The following is a 16,614-nucleotide window of genomic DNA, read 5'->3' on the forward strand; positions in this document are numbered from 1 at the left end:
CACGTACCACCCACTTGGAGACAACCGATGACGGACAGCCAGACGGCGGCCCCGCAGGCCGCGAAGGTGCCCGCCCAGGCACCCGGCCCGGACCGTGAACCCCTGCTGCGGGTCACCGGGCTGACCCGACACTTCCCGGTCACCAAGGGCCTGCTGAAGCGTCAGGTCGGCGCGGTGCGCGCCGTCGACGGCATCGACTTCGAGGTCATGGCCGGCGAGACGCTCGGCGTGGTCGGCGAGTCCGGCTGCGGCAAGTCCACCATGGGACGTCTGGTCACCCGACTCGACGAACCGACCGGCGGGAAGATCGAGTTCGAGGGCGCCGACATCACCCACCTGGGAGTCGCGGCGATGCGGCCGTACCGCCGCGACATCCAGATGATCTTCCAGGACCCGTACTCCTCGCTGAACCCGCGGCACACCATCGGCACCATCGTCGGTGCGCCGTTCAAGCTGCAGAACGCCGTCCCCGCGGGCGGCGTCAAGAAGGCCGTCCAGGACCTGCTGGAACTCTGCGGACTCAGCCCCGAGCACTACAACCGCTACCCGCACGAGTTCTCCGGCGGCCAGCGCCAGCGCATCGGCATCGCCCGCGCGCTGGCCCTCCGCCCGAAGATGATCGTCGCGGACGAGCCGGTCTCGGCCCTGGACGTCTCCATCCAGGCCCAGGTGGTCAACCTGCTGGACGACCTCCAGCAGGAGCTCGGCCTGACCTACCTGATCATCGCGCACGACCTCTCGGTCGTCCGGCACGTCTCCGACCGGGTCGCCGTGATGTACCTCGGCAAGGTGGTGGAGATCGCCGACCGCGACTCCCTGTACGCCAAGCCGATGCACCCGTACACCAACGCCCTGATGTCCGCGGTGCCGGTGCCGGACCCGCAGCGCAAGGAGCGCCGCGAGCGCATCCTGCTCACCGGTGACGTCCCGTCGCCGCTCAACCCGCCGAGCGGGTGCCGGTTCCGGACGCGCTGCTGGAAGGCGCAGGACATCTGCGCCGGCCAGGAGCCCCCGCTCGCCGCCGCGCGGCCGGGGCACCAGGTGGCCTGCCACTTCCCGGAGAACGCGCCGGAGTAGGCACCGGAGCAGGTGCCGACTTTCGAGGTCCGCCCGTGGAGGGGAGTCCCCTCCGCGGGCGGACCTCGCCGTTCGTGCGCCCGCTCACTGACAGTGGCGGGTGGGAGGGTCGCCGCATGCTGGAGATAGCGGTGACGGACCAGGACGAGAACGCCAGGGTGCGCGTCTCGGAGGACGAACTGGTCGACATGGTGCGGGACATGGGGGCGTGGCAGGGCGCGTTCCTGGTGGTGCAGCGGGTGCCGGACCTGCCGGAGACGTACGCGCAGGCCTGCCCCGAGGGCGACGGGTGGACGGTGGAGCACCGGGCGGGCAGCCCGTCGCGGCACTACGCGACGCGGGTGCCCGCACTGGAGCGGGTCGCGGAGCTGCTGCTCGGGTGGTCGCGCGAGGACGCCGACTGGGACGCCGGCGTCGAGTGGGAGCGGATCGACTTCGGGCCGGACCCGGAGCCCGCGCCGCTGGAGCTGCCCGAGGAGGACGGGGCGAGCCTGGTCGCGGAGGTGCGCAACCTGCTCGCGGCGGGGTACACGACCCTCGCGGAGTGCGCCGAACTCGCGGAGGAGTACCTGGTCGACGGTGACGACCGGCCGGTGACGGCGGCCCAGGCGAAGCAGCTCGCGGAGCGGCTGTGGCTGGAGCGGGTCGCCGAGCAGCGGACGTGGACGGGCGAGACCGACCCGGAACGGGTCACCAGGGCGTTCGCCGCGCTGGAGGCGGCCGGCATCACGGCCCGGGAGAACTTCACCTGCTGCCGGAACTGCGGCCAGGAGGAGATCGGCGCCGAGGCGGCGGAGGGCTCGCGCGGGTTCGTGTACTTCCACTCCCAGAGCGCCGAGGGCGCCGCCGCCGGCCAGGACCTGTGGCTGCTGTACGGCGGCTGGGACGGCTCGGAGCGGACCACGGAGTCGGTCGGCCGGGAGGTCGTCGCGGCGCTGGCGGAGGTCGGACTGACGGCCCGTTGGGACGGCAGCCCGGACCGGGCGATCCGGGTCACCGGCCTGGACTGGCGGCGCCGGCTGGTGGGCTAGTGCCGCCCGGACAGGCCCTACTCCGAGCGCGGCACGGCTGTCCTCCGTCCGGCGCAGCGGGGGACGTGAGCTGTTGCCCGGGGGGTGGGGGTGCCTTGAGCTGGACCGGAATGTCCCGGCTCCCGCGCGAGGGGTAGGTCACCATGCTGTCGGCCCGCAGTCTGTTCCAGGAGATCCACGACGACGACCGGGCGTTCCGGCTGTTCTGCTCGATCGCGGCCAAGGGGGAGGACCAGGGCGGCTGGGAGAACGGCCGGATCGCCCGGCTCGTCCCGGACCGGGAGCTGGCCCCGAAGGTGGCCCGGCACGGCGCGGACGAGGACAAGCACGGGCGGATCTTCAAGGCGCTGATGCACAAGCGCGGCCTGGAGCCGACCGACGTCCCCGACGAGACCGACTACACGATGATCCTGGAACGGCAGGGCATCGGCCTGGCGCACGCCCGGCTGCGCCGGGACGAGCCGCTGACCGAGCAGGACGTGATCACGTACCTGGCGCACTCCCGGGTGACCGAGCAGCGGGCGTCCGAGCAGATGCGGATGCTGAAGCGGATCTTCGGCGACCACCCGGAGCTGGGCCGGGCGGTGCGGATGATCTCCAACGACGAGGACAACCACCTGGCGTTCTGCCACGAGGAGCTGCTGCGGCTCGCGTACCACGGGCACGGCCGGTCGATCCTGGACACCTTGCAGGACACCGCGCGCGCGGAGATCCGCACCTACCGGGACGTCAGCCTGGCCGTGATGGCGCACCTGGCGGAGCTGCTGCGCTGGCCGCGGGCGAAGTCGGCGGCGCTGACGGCGGGCATCCACACGGTGTACGGGTACGAACGGGCGGGCGGCTGGCGGCGGATGACGACGCTGCGGATGCCGGCGAAGCGGAACGCGCTGGGCGGGCCGGCGCCGCACGAGTCGTTCGCCTGACCGCCCGGCGACGGGTGCCGGTGGGCCGGCGTGGACACTGACCAGGTGACATCCGAGATCTTCCCGCACGACGTCCAACAGGTGCTCGACCTGGTGGGCATCTTCGTCTTCGCCCTGTCCGGCGGTCTGATGGCCGTCCGCAAGAACATGGACATCTTCGGCATCTGCGTGCTGGCCGAGGCCACCGCGCTCGGCGGCGGCGTGCTGCGGGACCTGGTGATCGGCGCGTTGCCGGTGGCCGCGTTCACCAACTCCGGGTACTTCCCGACCCCGCTGGTGGCCGGGGTGGTGGTGTTCTTCCTGCACCCGCAGGTGGAGCGGATCAACCGGGCGGTGATGGTGCTGGACGCGGCGGGCCTCGGACTGTTCGCCGTCACCGGCACGATCAAGGCGCACGACTACGGGCTCGGCGCGGTCGCCTCGGTGGCCTGCGGGATGCTGACCGCGGCCGGCGGCGGCGTGGTGCGCGACGTGCTGGCGATGGAGCCGCCGTCGCTGCTGCGCTGGGACCGGGAGATCTACGCGGTGCCGGCGCTGATCGGCGCGTCGATCACGGCGCTGCTGATCGCCGTCGGGCAGCTGACCCCGGTGAACGCCGCGCTGGCGGCGGTGGCCGCGTTCACGGTGCGGATGCTGGCGCTCAGGTACGGCTGGCGTGCACCGCGGGCCTGGCACCGGAACGGCTCACGGGTCGGCGAGGAGTAGCGCTTCAGTCGCGGGCGGCGCGCACCGCGTGCTTGGCGCCGCAGCGGTTCTCGCACCAGCGGGGGGTGGGGGAGCCGCCGTAGGCCAGCGAGATCGCCTCGACGGTGCAGAGCAGCTCCGGGAGCAGCTTGCTGAGCTCGACGACGGAGGCGACCCGGTCGGGGGCGGAGATCGAGCAGGCGGCGATCGCGGTGCCCTCGGTGCCGGCGATCGGGGCGGCGATGCAGTTCAGCGCCTCGTGGTGGTCGGCCTGGTCGGCGGCCCAGCCGAGCCGCTGCACCTCGGCCAGTTCGGCCCGCACCTCCTCGGGGTCGCGGGCGGGCTGCGCGGTGCGGGCCGGGAGTTCGGCCTCGGCGAGGAACGCGGCGAGCCGGTCCGCGGGCAGGTCGGCCAGCAGCACCTTGCCGGCGGCGGTGGCCATCGCCGGGGCGCGGCGGCCGATCCGGGCGTCCTCGGCGAGCCGGCCGCGGCCGGTGTCGGGGTAGCGGGCGTCCACCTTGTCCAGGTAGAGCACCTCGTCGCCCTCCAGTACCGACAGGTGGACGGTGTGCCCGTACCGCTCGTTGAGGACGGCCAGGTAGGGGGCGGCGACCTGGCGGATGTCGATGCCCTCCAGCGCCTGGTGGGCGAGGGCGAACAGCCGGCCGCCGAGGCGGTAGCGGTGGTCGGACTGCCGGGTGACGAAGCCGTGCTCCTGGAGGGTGCGCAGCAGCCGCAGGGCGGTGGACTTGTGCACGCCGATCCGGGCCGCGGCCTGCTCCAGCGAGGCCGGGCCCTCGCCGAGCGAGGCCAGGATGGTCAGCGCGCGGTCGACCGTCTGGGACACGGCCCTCCCCCTCTCACAGCGGCGTGGCCGGAAGGCTAACGGCGCGTTGCAGAGGGTGCAATGGCCAAATCGTGACCCGTGGGCCGCCTACACTGGACCCGCTATGGCTTACCTCGACCACGCCGCCACCACCCCGATGCTTCCCGAGGCGATCGCCGCGATGACGGCGCAGTTCGGGGTCGTCGGCAACGCCTCCTCGCTGCACGCCGCCGGGCGGCGGGCCCGTCGGGTGATCGAGGAGTCCCGGGAGTCGCTGGGCGAGTCGCTGGGCGCGCGGCCCAGCGAGATCGTGCTCACCGCGGGCGGCACCGAGTCCGACAACCTGGCGGTCAAGGGCCTGTTCTGGGCCCGCCGGGCCGCCGATCCGGCCCGTCGCCGGGTGCTGAGCAGCCCGGTCGAGCACCACGCGGTGCTGGACGCGGTGCACTGGCTGGCCGAGCACGAGGGCGCCGAGGTCGAGTACCTGCCGGTGGACGCGGTCGGCCGGGTGCACCCGGAGGCGCTGCGCGAGGCGATCGGGCGGGCGCCGGAGACGGTCGCCCTGGTCACCGTGATGTGGGCCAACAACGAGGTCGGCACCGTCCAGCCGATCCGTGAACTCGCCGCTGTGGCGGCCGAGTTCGGCATTCCGATGCACGCGGACGCGGTGCAGGCGCTGGGCCAGGTCCCGGTGTCCTTCGCCGACTCCGGGCTGACGGCGCTGACCGTCACCGGCCACAAGGTCGGCGGCCCCTGCGGGGTCGGCGCGCTGCTGCTGTCGCGCGCGGCCACGCCCGTCCCGCTGCTGCACGGCGGCGGCCAGGAGCGCGACGTCCGCTCCGGGACGCTGGACGTGCCCGGTGCGGCCGGGTTCGCGGTGGCGGCGGCGCTGGCCGTCGAACGGCAGCCCGAGTGCGCGGCGGGTGTCGGCATGCTGCGGGACGACCTGGTCGCGGTGGTCCGGGCGGCCGCGCCCGAGGCGCTGCTGAACGGGGACCCGGACCCGGCGGGCCGACTGCCCGCCAACGCGCACTTCTCCTTCCCCGGCTGCGAGGGCGACGCGCTGCTGATGCTGCTGGACGCGGCCGGTGTGGAGTGTTCCACCGGCTCGGCCTGCTCGGCGGGCGTCCCGCAGCCCAGCCACGTGCTGCTGGCGATGGGCGTGACCCCTGAACTCGCCCGCGCCTCACTGCGGTTCTCGCTCGGCCACACCTCCACCCGGGCGGACGTGGAGGCGCTGGCCGCCGCGCTGCCCGGCGCGGTGGAGCGGGCCCGCCGGGCCGGCCTGGTGCGCGCCTCCCGCTGACCGGATTCGATCCGTAGCGGAACAATCTGCCGCCGGACTTACTCTGGGGGGATGAACTCTCCCGTCCCGGAGCGGACCGTCCGCGACCTCACCGGCCTGCTGGTGCAGACCGGCCACGCCATGAACACCCGCCTGTCGCTGGCGCTGGCGGAGATCGACAGCTCCCCGCGCAAGCACTGCGTGCTGCTGCACGCCATGGAGGCCGATCGCACCCAGTCGCAGCTGGCCGCGATCGCCGGGCTGGACAAGACCACCATGGTGGTCACCGCCGACGAACTGGAGCGCGACGGCCTCGCCGAGCGCTGCCCGTCGGCCACCGACCGGCGCGCCCGGATCATCCGGGCCACCCCCGCCGGCGAGGAGCTGGTGCGGCGCGGCATGGCGATCGTGGACCGGGTGCACGCCGCCGCGCTGGAGGAACTCTCGCCGGGGGAGCGGCAGGTGCTGGTGGACGCCCTGGTCAAGCTGCAGCGGCTGCCCGACGGCGCGGAGCCGTGCGGAGCGGCGGAGAAGGCGGTGCGGCGGCCGCGCCGGCCCCGGCAGTAGGCGGCGGGCCGTCCCGTTTTAAAACGTCTATTACAAAACTATCTGCTACGGTCTCTCTTTGTTGGGGGAGCGCACGTCCGCGCGCCCCGGGGAGGGAGACACCCATGTCCGAAAACCCGTCACGCGCCCGCTGGTTGGCCCTCGCGGTGGTCTGCGCCGGCATGCTGATGGTGGTCCTGGACGGCTCGATCACCACCGTCGCGCTGCCCGCCATCCAGGACGACCTGCACATCGGCCCGGCCGGAGTGGCCTGGGTGGTGGACGCCTACGTGATCGCCTTCGGCGGCCTGCTGCTGCTCGCCGGCCGCCTCGGCGACCTGCTCGGCCGCCGCCGGATCTACCTCGCCGGCATCGCCGCGTTCACCGTCGCCTCCGTGCTGTGCGGCCTCGCCGCCGGCTCCGGGATGCTGATCGGCGCCCGCTTCCTGCAGGGCGTCGGCGGGGCGATGGCCTCCGCGGTCGGGCTCGGCATGGTGGTCGGGCTGTTCCCCGAACCCGTCGACCGGGCCAAGGCGTTCGGCGCCGTCGGCTTCACCGGCTCGGCCGGCGCCTCGCTCGGCCAGGTGCTCGGCGGCGTGCTCACCGAAGGCCTCGGCTGGCACTGGATCTTCTTCATCAACCTGCCGATCGGCGCCGCCGCGCTGCTCGCCGGCCTGCGCCTGCTGCCCCGCGACGCGGCGGGCCGCACGAAGGGCGGCGTGGACGTCCCCGGCGCGGTGCTGGTCACCGGCGGGCTGATGCTCGGCGTGTACACCATCGTCGAGGGCGGCCCGCACGGGTGGGCCCTGGCGGCCGGCGCGATCGTCCTGCTCGCCGCGTTCGTGCTGCGGCAGGCCCGCGCCGCCACCCCGCTGCTGCCGCTGCGGATCCTCGCCCGGCGCAGCACCGCCCTCGTCAACCTGGCGCAGGTCCTGATGCTGGCCGCGATGTTCGGCTTCCAGGTGCTGCTGGCGCTCTACCTGCAGAACGTCCAGCACTACGGCGCGCTCGGCACCGGCCTGGCGATGCTGCCCGCCGCGCTCGCCATCGGCGTGGTCTCGCTGCTGGTCGCCGCCCGCGCGATCGGCCGGTTCGGCGAGCGGCGCACCCTGCTGGCCGGCCTCGCCCTGCTCACCGTCGGCGTCGGCCTGCTGGTGCGGCTGCCCGCCGGACACCTGGACTACGCCACCGACCTGCTGCCCACCATGCTGCTCGGCGCCGGATTCGGACTCGCCGCCACCGCGCTCACCGCCCTCGGCATGGCCGACGCCCGGCCCGAGGACGCCGGACTCCTCTCCGGCGTGCTCAACACCACCCAGCAGGTCGGCGCGGCGCTCGGCGTCGCCGTCCTCACCGCGCTGGCGGGCGGCTCCGAATCCCCCGTCGGGGGCTTCCACCTGGCCTTCGGGGTGGCCGCCGCGCTGCTGTTCGGCGCGTTCCTGCTGGCCACCGCGCTGCCCGCGCGCACCGCCGCGGTCGCGACCGCGGCCGAGCCGCCCGTCCTGGTGGCCAACTGACCGTCCGGGGCGCGCCCGGCCCCCGTTACGCTGGACTCCTTATGACTGACTTCCCCGGCGCCCCGACCACCCCGTCCACCGGCCGTCTGCGCGTGCTCGCCGCGATGTCCGGCGGCGTCGACTCCGCCGTCGCCGCCGCCCGGGCCGTCGAAGCCGGCCACGAGGTGACCGGCGTCCACCTGGCGCTCGCCAGCAACCCGCAGTCCTTCCGCACCGGCGCGCGCGGCTGCTGCACCCTGGAGGACTCCCGGGACGCCCGCCGGGCCGCCGACGTGATCGGCATCCCGTTCTACGTCTGGGACTTGGCGGAGCGCTTCCGCGAGGACGTCATCGAGGACTTCGTCGCCGAGTACGCCGCCGGGCGCACCCCCAACCCGTGCCTGCGCTGCAACGAGAAGATCAAGTTCGCCGCGCTGCTCGACAAGGCGATCGCGCTCGGCTTCGACGCCGTCTGCACCGGCCACTACGCCCGGATCGTCGACCTGCCCGACGGCACCCGCGAACTGCACCGGGCGGTCGACGGCGCCAAGGACCAGTCGTACGTGCTCGGCGTGCTCGACGCCGACCAGCTCGCCCACTCGCTGTTCCCGCTCGGCGACACCACCAAGGACGTCATCCGCGAGGAGGCCGAGCGGCGCGGCCTCGCCGTCGCCAAGAAGCCCGACAGCCACGACATCTGCTTCATCACCGACGGCGACACCCAGGGCTTCCTCGCCGAACGCCTCGGCACCGCCACCGGCGACATCCTCGACACCGACGGCACCAAGCTCGGCGAGCATGACGGCGCGTACGGCTTCACCATCGGCCAGCGCAAGGGCCTCCGCCTCGGCCGGCCCGCCGCCGACGGCAAGCCGCGCTACGTCCTCGACATCTCGCCGGTCGACAACACCGTCACCGTCGGCCCCGCCAGCGGCCTCGACGTGCACGGCCTCACCGCCATCCGCCCCCGCTGGTGCGGCACCCCCGCCGCCGGCGAGGGCCGCTACACCGCGCAGCTCCGCGCCCACGGCGAAGAGGTCCCGGTGACGGCGACCCTGACGGACGACCGGCTCCACGTCCGCCTCGACACCCCCGCCCGCGGCATCGCCCCCGGCCAGGCCGTGGTCCTGTACGACGGCACCCGGGTGGTCGGCTCGGCGACCATCGCGAGCACCGAGCGGGCCGAGTAGGCCTGTCCGGCCGTTCCGCAGCCGGTCGTTATCGGGTTGACCCGGGCGTGGCGGGCGGTGATAGGACTGGTTGCACTATGAACATCACGGTCTTCTGTTCGGCGAACCTGCTCGATGCCAAGTACACCGCTCCGGCGGCGGAGTTCGCCCGGCTGCTCGGGGCCGGTGGGCACACGCTGGTGTGGGGCGGGTCGCACACCGGGCTGATGGGGCTGCTGGCCGACGAGGTGCAGCAGGCCGGGGGGCGGCTGGTCGGGATCTCGGTGGAGTTCCTGCGGCACAAGGCGTACGAAGGCGCCGACGAGCTGGTGGTGACGCCGGACCTGGCGACGCGGAAGGCCGAACTGCTGGCGCGCGGAGACGCGTTGGTGGTGCTGGTCGGCGGGCTCGGGACGCTGGACGAAGTCACCGAGGTGCTGGAGCTGAAGAAGCACGGCCACCACGACAAGCCGGTGGTGCTGCTCGACACCGAGGGCTTCTACGACGGGATGCGGACCCAGCTCGAACGGATGGACCGCGACGGCTTCCTGCCGCGCCCGCTCGCCGAGCTGGTGTCCTTCGCGCAGACTCCCGCCGAAGCCCTCGCCCTCGCGACCGTCCAGCAGAACTGAGGAATCCCATGGGTGTCCACCTGATCACCGGCGCCGGCTCCGGCATAGGCTCCGCCATCGCCGACCTCCTCACCGCCCGCGGCGAGGAGGTCTGGCTGCTCGCCCGCGACGCCCGCCGCGCCGCCCAGCTGCGCGAGCGCTACCCGGACGCGCAGACCCTGGCCGGCGACCTCGGCGACCCGGCCAAGCTGTCCTGGGCGTTCGGCCACCAGGCGCTGCCCGTCGAACTCGACTCGCTGCTGCACATCGCCGGCGTCGTCGAACTCGGCACCATCGGCGAGACCCCCGTCAAGGCGTGGCAGCAGCAGCTGAACGTCAACACCGTCGCCCCCGCCGAGATCACCCGCCTGCTGCTCCCCTCGCTGCGGCTCGCCCGCGGACACGTGGTCTTCGTCAACTCCGGCGCCGGGCTGCGCGCCGACCCGACCTGGGGCTCGTACGCCGCGAGCAAGTTCGCGACCCGGGCGCTCGCCGACGCGCTGCGACAGGAGGAGCACGCCCACGGCGTCCGGGTCACCTCGGTCTACCCCGGCCGGACCGCCACCGCGATGCAGGTGAAGGTGCACCAGCAGGAGGGCAAGGAGTACGACCCGTCGAAGTGGATCGCCCCGGAGTCGGTCGCCACCGCGATCCTCGCCGCACTCGACCTGCCGCGCGACGCGGAGATCACCGAGATCACGGTCCGCCCCGGCCAGTAGCCGGGGGCCCGGGCCTGCGGTCCACTGGAGGGGCGGGGGCCGTCGTCGCGGCCCCACCGGGTGAGGAGCGCGGTCGCATGCCGGTGATCAGGGTGAACGGGGTCGGGCTCTACTACGAGCTGGCGGGGGACGGGGAGCCGCTGGTGCTGGTCCACGGGTCCTGGAGCGACCACGGGACGTGGGCCGCCGTGCTGCCCGCGCTCGCCGAGCGGTACCGGGTGCTGGTCTACGACCGGCGGGGGCACAGCCGGAGCGAACGCCCCGCGGGGCAGGGGACGCGGACCGAGGACGAGCAGGATCTCGCCGCGCTGACGGAGGCGCTCGACCTGGCACCGACGCACGTGGCGGGCAGCTCCTTCGGGGGCTCGACGGCGCTGGGGCTGGTGGCGCGGCGCCCCGAGCTGTTCCGGAGCATCGCGGTGCACGAGCCCCCGCTGATGGGGATCGTGGGGGAGGACCCCGAGCTGGAGCCCCTGGTGCGGGCGATGGGGGAGAGGCTGGAGTCCGTGTTCGCGCACCTGCGCGCGGGCGAGGACCTCGCGGGCGCGCGGCAGTTCGTCGAGGAGGTCGCCTTCGGGCCGGGCGTCTGGGACCAGCTCCCGGAAGAGCTCCGGGAGACCGTTCTCACCAACGCCCCCACCTTCCTCGACGAACAGGCTGACCCTGGTTGGCCGTTCGTCGATCTCGCCGGGCTGTCCGGCTACCCCGGCCCCGCGCTGCTGACCACCGGCACCGAGAGCCCGCCGTGGTTCGCGGCGATCATCTCCCGCCTCGCCGAGGCGCTGCCCCGGGCCGAGGTCAGGACGCTGGAGGGAGCCGGCCACGTCCCGCACGTGTCGCACCCCGAGGAGTTCGTGCGCACCCTGACCGGCTTCCTCGATGCCGCCTGAGCGCAACGCTGCGTAGGCTCTGTCCCGTGACTGACGTGGACGTTTTCGGAGAGCTGGCCGGGGCCGCAACCGGGGTGGGGTCGATGCCCGGCGGGGATGTGCGGGACATGGTCCGGGGGGTGATGGCCGAGCTGGAGCAGCTGCCGCACCTGCCGGAGCTGCCCGGGCGCGGGCCCGGGGCCGACATGATCGGGCGGGGCGCGGGGCTGCTGACCGAGTTGTTCGTGCAGACCGAGCCGAGCGGGTGGCGCTTCACCGACCACCCGGGCCGGGACACCAAGCGGGCCCGGTCCTGGCTGGGGGAGGACCTGGACGCGCTGGAGGAGTACACCCAGGGCTACCAGGGGCTGCTGAAGATCCAGGCGGTCGGGCCGTGGACGCTGGCCGGGTCGATCGAGCTGCGGCACGGCGAGAAGGCGCTCAGCGACGCGGGCGCCTGCCGGGACATCGCGGGGTCGCTGACCGAGGGCCTGCGCCGGCACCTGGAGGACGTCCGCCGCCGGGTGCCGGGAGCAACGATCGTGCTGCAGCTGGACGAGCCGCTGCTGCCCGCCGTGCTGGCCGGCTCGGTGAAGACCGCCAGCGGGTTCCAGCGGCTGCGCGCCGTCGACCGCCAGCTCGCCGAGCAGACGCTGCGCGAGGTGATCCGCGGCGTGGACACGCCCGTGGTGGTGCACAGTTGTGCGCCGAAGGTGCCGATCCCGCTGCTGCGCCGGGCCGGAGTGGCCGGCATCAGCCTGGACTTCGCGTTCCTGACGGAGCGTGACGACGACGACCTGGGCGAGGCGGTCGAGGGCGGCACGCTGATCCTCGCCGGTGTGGTGCCGTCCGGCGACGTCACTGCGGTTCAATCAAATGCAGTGTCGGACCCGGCCGGTAGTGTCCACGGCGTCAGGACGTTGTGGCGCAGGTTGGGGCTGGCCCCGGAGCTCCTGGGCCGCCGGGTCGTGGTGACGCCGACGTGCGGGCTGGCGGGGGCGTCCCCGGCGTATGCCCGGCGGGCGTTGGCACAGGCCGTGAAGGCGGCGCGGAGCCTGGTGGACAACCCGGAGTGACGAGCGAGGAGGGCCCGGTGGCGGCTGCGGTGGAGGGCTGGGAGGACATCCCGGCGGAGGTGCGGACCCGGCACGCCGAACTGGCGACCGAGATCGAGGAGCACCGCTCCCGGTACTACGAGCTGGACGCGCCGACCGTCAGCGACGCCGAATTCGACCGGCTGATGCGCGAGTTGGAGGCGATGGAGGCCGAGCACCCGGCCCTGGTGACGCCCGACTCGCCGACCCAGAAGGTCGGCGGCGCGCCGACCGTGCTGTTCGCGCCGGTCGAGCACCGGGAGCGGCTGCTCAGCCTGGACAACGCGATGGACGCCGACGAACTCGCCGCCTGGGCCGAGCGCGTCGCCACCGAGCTCTCCGGCATCGACTACCACTACCTGTGCGAGCTGAAGGTCGACGGCCTGGCCGTCAACCTGACGTACGAGAACGGCGTGCTGGTGCAGGCCGCCACCCGCGGCGACGGCCGGGTCGGCGAGGACATCACCGCCAACGTCCGCACCATCAAGGAGATCCCGCACCGGCTCAAGGGCGACGACATCCCGGCGCTGGTGGAGATCCGCGGCGAGGTGTACTTCCCCACCGAGGAGTTCGACGCGCTGAACGCCTCCTTCGCGGAGGAGAACGAGCGCCGCCGGCAAGAGAACGAGGAGCGCGCCGAGGAGGGCAAGCGACCGCGGGCGATGATCCGGCTGTTCATGAACCCCCGCAACGCCGCCGCCGGTTCGCTCCGCCAGAAGGACCCGCTGGTCACCGCCTCCCGCCCGCTGCGGATGGTGGTGCACGGCATCGGCGCCCGGGTCGGCTTCGACATCGACTGCCAGTCGCACGCCTACCGGCTGCTGCACGACTGGGGCCTGCCGACGGCCAAGCACAACAAGGTGGTCGGCTCGCTCGACGACGTGCGGGCGTTCATCGCGTACTTCGGCGAGCAGCGGCACTCCGTCGAGCACGAGATCGACGGCGTGGTCGTCAAGGTCGACGAGATCGCCCTGCAGGGCCGGCTCGGCTCGACCTCCAAGTCGCCGCGCTGGGCGATCGCCTGGAAGTACCCGCCGGAGGAGGTCACCGGCAAGCTCGCCGAGATCAAGATCGGCATCGGCCGCACCGGCCGCGCCACCCCGTACGCGGTGCTGGCCGAACCGGTGAAGGTGGCCGGCTCGATGGTGCAGTACGCGACGCTGCACAACCAGCAGATCGTCAAGGCCAAGGACGTGCTGCTCGGCGACACCATCGTGCTGCGCAAGGCCGGCGACGTGATCCCGGAGATCCTCGGCCCGGTCTACGACCTGCGCGACGGCACCGAGCGGGCGTTCGAGATGCCCACCCACTGCCCGGAGTGCGGCGGAGAGCTGCGCCCGATGTCCGAGGGCGACATCGACCTGCGCTGCCCGAACGCCCAGCACTGCCCGGCGCAGATCCGCGAGCGGATCGCGTTCCTCGGCGGCCGCCAGTGCCTGGACATCGAGGGCCTGGGCTACGTCGCGGCCACCGCGCTCACCCAGCCGCTGGAGCCCGCCGACCCGCCGGTCAAGGACGAGGGCGACATCTTCGACCTGACCGAGGACCAGCTGCTGCCGATCAAGGTGCTGGTGCGCGACCCGAAGACCGGCATGCCCAAGCTGGACGACAAGACCGGCAAGGAGAAGAAGACGTCCTTCTTCGCCACCACCGCCGGCGCCCCGAAGAAGAACACCGGCGTGCTGCTGGACAACCTGCGCGCCGCCAGGGACCGCCCGCTGTGGCGGTTCCTGAACGGCCTGTCGATCCGTCACGTCGGCCCGGTCGCCGCGCAGGAGCTGGCCCGCGAATTCCGCGACCTGGACCGGATCTTCGCCGCCGACGAGACCGAACTCGCCGCCGTCGAGGGCGTCGGGCCGACCATCGCCCGGGCCATCAAGGAGTGGCACGCCGAGGAGTGGCACCGCGAGATCCTCCGCAAGTGGCGCGACGCGGGCGTGCGGTTCACCGAGGAGGCCGGCGAGGAGCCGGGCGAACGTCCGCTGGAGGGGCTGACGGTGGTGGTCACCGGCACCCTCGCCGGGCACACCCGGGACGGCGCGAAGGAGGCGCTGACCTCGCGCGGCGCGAAGGTGACCGGATCGGTGTCGAAGAAGACCCACTTCGTGGTGGTCGGCGACAACCCAGGCGGTAAGTACGACAAGGCGGTGCAGCTCGGTGTCCCGGTGCTCGACGACGCCGGCTTCGAGGTGCTGCTGGCGGAGGGCGCGGACGCCGCCCGGCGGCATCTGGGACTGGCCGTCGAGGGCGAGGGCGAGGGCGAGGGCGAGGGCGAGGGCGAGGGCAGCGGCGAGGGCGGCGGCGAGAGCAGCGGCGACGCGGGCGGCTCGGCCGGTGGGGAAAATGCCGGAGAAGTACCGGAGGAGCAGGTTTCCTGACAGGTCGTTACCGTCCTGATGCCGGACCGGTCGGGTGTTCGAGAGTGAAATCGGGCATTGTGTCACTGAGCAGCGCGCGGATATGACGTCGCGCTCGGAGGTGACCGGAAAGTGCGCCCCTGCGGCGGACCCCGGCTTACCCTGGGCGCTACGAACTGTCAGCAGGAGTGTGTGGCACCGGTCCTGCCGGAGCCCCGGGGACACGCCCTCGTCTGACGTCCACCGGCACCCCGAGGAGAGGGGTGCCTCACCGTGAGGCGGCCCAGCGGGGGCGGGCCCGACGGAGGACTGGGCTTATGGATCGTACGACCGGCGGCGCGCCCACACGCCCGCCGCAGGGGATGGCGGGGGCGGTGCTGCTGTTCGGCGTCCTGCTGGCCGGCGCCGCGCCGCTGATCCCGTTGGCCGTCCTGGTGTACCGCTACGAACCCGAGCTGCTCCCGCTGTTCGCGGTTCCGCTGGCCGTACTGGTCGCCGCCTGGCGGATCGCCCGGGACCGTGCCAGGGACCAGCTCACCGACCCGCTCACCGATCTGCCCAACCGGCAGGCCCTGCTGATCGCCACCCAGGAGGCGCTGGCCGCGCACGAGGGCGAACCCGACTACAGCGTCGGCCTGATCCTGCTCGACCTGGACCGCTTCCGGTCGCTGAACGACGCCCTCGGGCACACCGCAGGCGACCGGCTGCTGGTGCACATCGCCCGCCGCCTGCACCGCGCGCTGCGCTCCGGCACCGGCCTGGTGCCGAACCAGGAGACCACCGTGCTGCCCCCGCAGGTGCGCCGCCGCAGCGAACGCCCGGTGGTCGCCCGGATGGGCGGCGACGAGTTCGCGGTGCTGCTCCCCGGCGTCGGCAGCCCCGAGCTGCTGGAGCGGATCGCGCAGGGGCTGATCGCCGAACTCGCCGCCCCGATCCGGTTGGACGGGCTGCTGCTGGTGCTGGAGGCCAGCGCCGGGGTCTGTGTGCACCCGACGCACGCACAGGACGCAGAATCGCTTCTGCGCCGGGCGGACGTGGCGATGGGCCACGCCCAGCACAGCCGCAGCGGCGTCGAACTGTACGACGAGGCACGGGACTTGGACACGCCGTACCGGATCGGCCTGCTCGGCGACCTGCGGCGGGCGCTGGAGATGAACGAGGTCGCGCTGCACTACCAGCCGAAGGTCGCCTTCGACGGCCGGGTCGTCGGCCTGGAGGCGCTGGTGCGCTGGGAGCGGCCCGGACAGGGCCGGGTCGCCCCCGACGAGTTCATCAGCCTCGCCGAATCCTCCGGGCTGATGCCGCGGCTCACCGACTACGTCCTGGAGAGCGCCGTCGGCCAGATCGCCCGCTGGCGCAACCAGGGCCTGATGGTGCCGGTCGCCGTCAACGTCTCGCCGCGCGACGTCCTCAACCCCGGCTTCGCCGCCCGGGTCGCCGGCCACCTCACCCGGCACCAGGTCCCCGCCGAGGCGCTCCAACTGGAGATCACCGAGCGGCTGCTGCTCGACGACAGCCGGCGCGCCGCCGACACGCTGGCCGAACTGCGCCGCTACGGCGTGCGGATGTCGCTGGACGACTTCGGCACCGGGCACTCCTCGCTGGTGCGGCTGCGCAGCCTTCCGGTCGGCGAGCTGAAGATCGACCGCTCGTTCGTCTCGCGGATGGTCGCCGACGACCACGACGCGGCGGTGGTGCGCTGCTCGGTGGAGCTGGCGCACTCGCTGGGGCTGACGGTGGTGGCCGAGGGCGTCGAGGACGACGAGACGTGGGAGCGCTTGCACGACCTCGGGGTCGACGCGGTGCAGGGGTGGCTGGTGTCGGCCGCGCTGCCCGCCGATCAGGCCACGGCGTGGCTTCAGGTGCGGCAGACCGGCGCCGCGCCGGTGGAGTCGCTGCCGCGATAACGCTTTCACGGGGTCCGTCC

At 73.3% G+C, this 16,614-nt stretch carries 15 protein-coding genes; 14 read left to right on the forward strand and 1 reads right to left on the reverse strand.

Annotation, left to right across the window (positions count from 1 at the left end; all coding sequences use genetic code 11):
- Positions 1–27: 27 nt before the first annotated feature.
- From ACFV4P_RS06975 to ACFV4P_RS06990, 4 genes are all read left to right on the forward strand, one after another.
- A complete protein-coding gene (locus ACFV4P_RS06975; RefSeq protein WP_380468098.1) occupies positions 28–1,077 on the forward strand; it encodes an ABC transporter ATP-binding protein in 1,050 nt (349 codons plus the stop codon).
- 116 nt (positions 1,078–1,193) lie between these two features.
- Positions 1,194–2,108 (forward strand): DUF6891 domain-containing protein, encoded by a 915-nt coding sequence (locus ACFV4P_RS06980; RefSeq protein WP_380468100.1) that lies wholly within the window; start codon positions 1,194–1,196, stop codon positions 2,106–2,108.
- A gap of 143 nt (positions 2,109–2,251) precedes the next feature.
- Entirely contained in the window at positions 2,252–3,031 is a 780-nt protein-coding gene (locus tag ACFV4P_RS06985; RefSeq protein ID WP_380468102.1) for a ferritin-like domain-containing protein, read from the forward strand.
- Positions 3,032–3,076: 45 nt separating this feature from the next.
- Positions 3,077–3,736 (forward strand): trimeric intracellular cation channel family protein, encoded by a 660-nt coding sequence (locus tag ACFV4P_RS06990; protein ID WP_380468104.1) that lies wholly within the window; start codon positions 3,077–3,079, stop codon positions 3,734–3,736.
- Positions 3,737–3,740: 4 nt separating this feature from the next.
- On the opposite strand, the gene ACFV4P_RS06995 is transcribed toward ACFV4P_RS06990, so the two are convergent.
- Positions 3,741–4,562, reverse strand: a complete 822-nt coding sequence (locus tag ACFV4P_RS06995) for an IclR family transcriptional regulator (RefSeq protein ID WP_073814083.1) — start codon at positions 4,560–4,562, stop codon at positions 3,741–3,743.
- A 103-nt stretch (positions 4,563–4,665) separates the two neighbouring features.
- On the opposite strand from ACFV4P_RS06995, the gene ACFV4P_RS07000 reads away from it, so the two are divergent.
- From ACFV4P_RS07000 to ACFV4P_RS07045, 10 genes are all read left to right on the forward strand, one after another.
- Positions 4,666–5,847 (forward strand): cysteine desulfurase family protein, encoded by a 1,182-nt coding sequence (locus ACFV4P_RS07000; protein WP_380468106.1) that lies wholly within the window; start codon positions 4,666–4,668, stop codon positions 5,845–5,847.
- A gap of 51 nt (positions 5,848–5,898) precedes the next feature.
- Complete coding sequence (locus ACFV4P_RS07005; protein WP_380468108.1) at positions 5,899–6,393, forward strand: MarR family winged helix-turn-helix transcriptional regulator; 495 nt, start codon at positions 5,899–5,901, stop codon at positions 6,391–6,393.
- 104 nt (positions 6,394–6,497) lie between these two features.
- Positions 6,498–7,889, forward strand: coding sequence for an MFS transporter (locus ACFV4P_RS07010; RefSeq protein ID WP_380468110.1), 1,392 nt, complete (start codon positions 6,498–6,500; stop codon positions 7,887–7,889).
- Positions 7,890–7,930: 41 nt separating this feature from the next.
- Complete coding sequence (gene mnmA / locus ACFV4P_RS07015; protein WP_380468112.1) at positions 7,931–9,058, forward strand: tRNA 2-thiouridine(34) synthase MnmA; 1,128 nt, start codon at positions 7,931–7,933, stop codon at positions 9,056–9,058.
- A gap of 77 nt (positions 9,059–9,135) precedes the next feature.
- Positions 9,136–9,669 (forward strand): TIGR00730 family Rossman fold protein, encoded by a 534-nt coding sequence (locus tag ACFV4P_RS07020; protein WP_073814072.1) that lies wholly within the window; start codon positions 9,136–9,138, stop codon positions 9,667–9,669.
- An 8-nt stretch (positions 9,670–9,677) separates the two neighbouring features.
- The gene (locus ACFV4P_RS07025) at positions 9,678–10,367 is read left to right on the forward strand and encodes an SDR family oxidoreductase (RefSeq protein ID WP_380468114.1); all 690 of its coding nucleotides are present in this window, start codon (positions 9,678–9,680) and stop codon (positions 10,365–10,367) included.
- 77 nt (positions 10,368–10,444) lie between these two features.
- Positions 10,445–11,257: an alpha/beta fold hydrolase gene (locus tag ACFV4P_RS07030; protein WP_380468116.1), complete on the forward strand. Its 813-nt coding sequence runs from the start codon at positions 10,445–10,447 to the stop codon at positions 11,255–11,257.
- Positions 11,258–11,340: 83 nt separating this feature from the next.
- Complete coding sequence (locus tag ACFV4P_RS07035; protein WP_380468183.1) at positions 11,341–12,312, forward strand: methionine synthase; 972 nt, start codon at positions 11,341–11,343, stop codon at positions 12,310–12,312.
- Positions 12,309–14,708 carry an NAD-dependent DNA ligase LigA gene (gene ligA / locus ACFV4P_RS07040; protein ID WP_380468118.1) on the forward strand — a complete coding sequence of 800 codons (2,400 nt, stop codon included), beginning with the start codon at positions 12,309–12,311 and terminating at the stop codon, positions 14,706–14,708. Before ACFV4P_RS07035 ends, ligA begins: the two co-directional genes overlap by 4 nt.
- Positions 14,709–15,004: 296 nt before the next feature.
- A complete protein-coding gene (locus tag ACFV4P_RS07045; protein ID WP_380468120.1) occupies positions 15,005–16,594 on the forward strand; it encodes a putative bifunctional diguanylate cyclase/phosphodiesterase in 1,590 nt (529 codons plus the stop codon).
- The last annotated feature ends 20 nt before the right edge of the window (positions 16,595–16,614 follow it).

Origin of the sequence: Kitasatospora sp. NPDC059795, from assembly GCF_042732175.1 — a bacterium.
Classification (GTDB): Bacteria; Actinomycetota; Actinomycetes; order Streptomycetales; family Streptomycetaceae; genus Kitasatospora.

Bases quoted from the DNA above. Each gene is read 5' to 3' on its own strand.
- ACFV4P_RS06975 (WP_380468098.1), top strand. From the start codon at position 28: ATGACGGACAGCCAGACGGCGGCCCCGCAGGCCGCGAAGGTGCCCGCC.
- ACFV4P_RS07005 (WP_380468108.1), top strand. From the start codon at position 5,899: ATGAACTCTCCCGTCCCGGAGCGGACCGTCCGCGACCTCACCGGCCTG.
- ACFV4P_RS07025 (WP_380468114.1), top strand. From the start codon at position 9,678: ATGGGTGTCCACCTGATCACCGGCGCCGGCTCCGGCATAGGCTCCGCC.
- ACFV4P_RS07010 (WP_380468110.1), top strand. From the start codon at position 6,498: ATGTCCGAAAACCCGTCACGCGCCCGCTGGTTGGCCCTCGCGGTGGTC.
- mnmA (WP_380468112.1), top strand. From the start codon at position 7,931: ATGACTGACTTCCCCGGCGCCCCGACCACCCCGTCCACCGGCCGTCTG.
- ACFV4P_RS07020 (WP_073814072.1), top strand. From the start codon at position 9,136: ATGAACATCACGGTCTTCTGTTCGGCGAACCTGCTCGATGCCAAGTAC.
- ACFV4P_RS06980 (WP_380468100.1), top strand. From the start codon at position 1,194: ATGCTGGAGATAGCGGTGACGGACCAGGACGAGAACGCCAGGGTGCGC.
- ACFV4P_RS07045 (WP_380468120.1), top strand. From the start codon at position 15,005: ATGGATCGTACGACCGGCGGCGCGCCCACACGCCCGCCGCAGGGGATG.
- ACFV4P_RS07000 (WP_380468106.1), top strand. From the start codon at position 4,666: ATGGCTTACCTCGACCACGCCGCCACCACCCCGATGCTTCCCGAGGCG.
- ACFV4P_RS07035 (WP_380468183.1), top strand. From the start codon at position 11,341: ATGCCCGGCGGGGATGTGCGGGACATGGTCCGGGGGGTGATGGCCGAG.
- ACFV4P_RS07030 (WP_380468116.1), top strand. From the start codon at position 10,445: ATGCCGGTGATCAGGGTGAACGGGGTCGGGCTCTACTACGAGCTGGCG.
- ACFV4P_RS06985 (WP_380468102.1), top strand. From the start codon at position 2,252: ATGCTGTCGGCCCGCAGTCTGTTCCAGGAGATCCACGACGACGACCGG.